At 66.4% G+C, this 2,365-nt stretch carries 1 protein-coding gene; it reads right to left on the reverse strand.

Annotated features, from left to right (window positions below):
* Nucleotides 1-249 precede the first annotated feature (249 nt).
* Nucleotides 250-2,365: translation initiation factor IF-2 (infB, locus tag DESPIG_RS14120; RefSeq protein ID WP_081446883.1), on the reverse strand; the 2,116-nt coding region annotated here is incomplete at its 5' end.

The following is a 2,365-nucleotide window of genomic DNA, read 5'->3' on the forward strand; positions in this document are numbered from 1 at the left end:
CGTGTCCTGACCGCATCAAAAAAGGCGGCCGGAAGACCGGCCGCCTTGGCGGGGAAAAGGGGGACATTCCCCGATGGGGGTATCCGTTGCCATGACCGGGGGCAGGCCCGGCCATGACACGGTTTGTCGTTATTACAGTTGGCAGCTTCCTCGACGGTCTCGAAGGCTTCGATGCGCCCATCGTTGCGACGAAGGAAGCTACGAGGGGCGACGGTCCGGCAGGGGACGGGCCGCCCAGGTCACCACGGCCTACAGGGTGGCAGCCTCTTCGACGGTCTCGAAGGCTTCGATGATGTCGCCGATCTTGACGTCGTTGAAGTTTTCCAGGCCCACGCCGCATTCGTTGCCCTTGACCACTTCGCGGGCGTCGTCCTTGAAGCGCTTGAGGGAGCTGATCTTGCCGGTGTAGACCACCACGCCGTCGCGGAGCAGGCGCACGCCGGCGTTACGGGCGATCTTGCCGTCGGCCACGTAGGAACCGGCGATGATGCCGACCTTGGGCACGCTGAAGGTGTTACGGACCTCAGCCTGGCCCAGGTAGACTTCGCGCTGCACGGGAGCCAGCAGACCGGCCATGGCGCTCTTGATGTCATCCACCAGCTTGTAGATGATATCGTAGAAGCGGATGTCCACGTTCTCGCGCTCGGCGATGTCCTTGATGCGCGAGGTGGGGCGCACGTTGAAGCCGATGATGATGGCCTGCGAGGCGGAGGCCAGCATGATGTCGGATTCGGAGATGGCACCGGTGCCGCCGTGCACCACGTTGATGCGCACCTTTTCCGTGCTCTGCTTGTTGAGGGCCTCGGTGATGGCTTCCAGGCTGCCCTGCACGTCGGCCTTGAGCACCAGGTTGAGGGTCAGGGTCTCCTGGTCGGAGGCGCGGCGCGACAGGAAGGTTTCCAGGGTGACCTTGGATTCGCTGGCCAGATCGCGTTCACGCTGCTTGGTGGCGCGCATTTCGGCGATGCGGCGGGCCAGCTTTTCGTCGGCCACGGCGAAGAATTCTTCACCGGCTTCGGGCACGCCTTCAAAGCCCTGCACTTCCACAGGGATGGAGGGGCCGGCTTCCTTGACCTTTTTGCCCTGGTCGTTCATCAGGGCGCGCACGCGGCCGGAGAACTGGCCGCACACGAAGTTGTCGCCCTGGTGCAGGGTGCCTTCCTGGATGAGCACGGTGGCCACGGGGCCGCGGCCCTTGTCCAGCTTGGCTTCCACGATGCGGCCGTGGGCGGGCTTGTTGGGGTTGGCCTTGAGGTCCATGATCTCGGACTGCAGGGCCACCAGTTCCAGCAGGTCGTCCAGACCCTGGCGGGTCTTGGCGGAGACCTTGGCCACGATGGTGTCGCCGCCCCAGTCTTCGGGCTGCAGGCCCATTTCGGACAGTTCACGCAGCACGCGGTCGGGATCGGCGCCGGGCTTGTCCATCTTGTTGACGGCCACCATGATGGGCACACCGGCGGCGCGCGAGTGGTTCACGGCTTCGCGGGTCTGCTCCATGACGCCGTCGTCGGCGGCCACCACCAGGATGACCAGGTCGGTGACCTGGGCGCCGCGGGCGCGCATGGCGGTGAAGGCCTCGTGGCCGGGGGTGTCGAGGAAGACGATCTCGCCGCGCTTGGTCTTCACATGGTAGGCACCGATGTGCTGGGTGATGCCGCCGGCTTCGCCGCTGGTGACGTTGGACTTGCGGATGGCGTCCAGCAGCGAGGTCTTGCCGTGGTCGACGTGGCCCATGATGGTGACGACCGGGGGACGGGGCTTGAGGTCTTCGGGTTTGTCCTCCTGCTGGGGCAGCAGGTAATCTTCTTCGGAGAAGCCGGCCTTTTCCACTTCGTAGTCGAATTCGGCGGCCACCAGGGTGGCGGTGTCGATATCCAGCGACTGGTTGATGGTGGCCATGACGCCCAGACCGAAGAGCACCTTGATGATCTCGTTGGCCTTGAGGCCCATCTGGTGGGCCATGTCGGCCACGCGGATGGCTTCGGTCACGCGGATCTTGCGCTTGGCGGCCTTGAGGGGCTGGGTGGCCTGCACGGCGGCGGGCTTGCCGGGCTTGCGGCGGCCGCGGGTGCTGCGGTTCATGCGCGGCGCGTCATCATCGTCCTGATGGCGGCCGAAATCGCCCTGCTGGAAGTCGACGGTGCGGCGGCCCTTGTTGCGCTTTTTCTTGCTCTGGCCGTCGCGACTGTCCAGGGGAGCGGCAGGCGCGGGAGCGCTGTAGCCGCCACCGGCGGGACGGGGCGCACCGCCGCGGGGGCGGTCACCGAAGCCGGAACGGTTGCCGCCGGGGCGGCCGGAACGGTTGTCACGACCGTCGCGGTCACGGCCATCACGGCCGCCGTCGCGATCGCGTCCGCCGCCACCG

It is taken from the genome of Desulfovibrio piger ATCC 29098 (genome assembly GCF_000156375.1).
GTDB classification, from domain to species: domain Bacteria; phylum Desulfobacterota; class Desulfovibrionia; order Desulfovibrionales; family Desulfovibrionaceae; genus Desulfovibrio; species Desulfovibrio piger.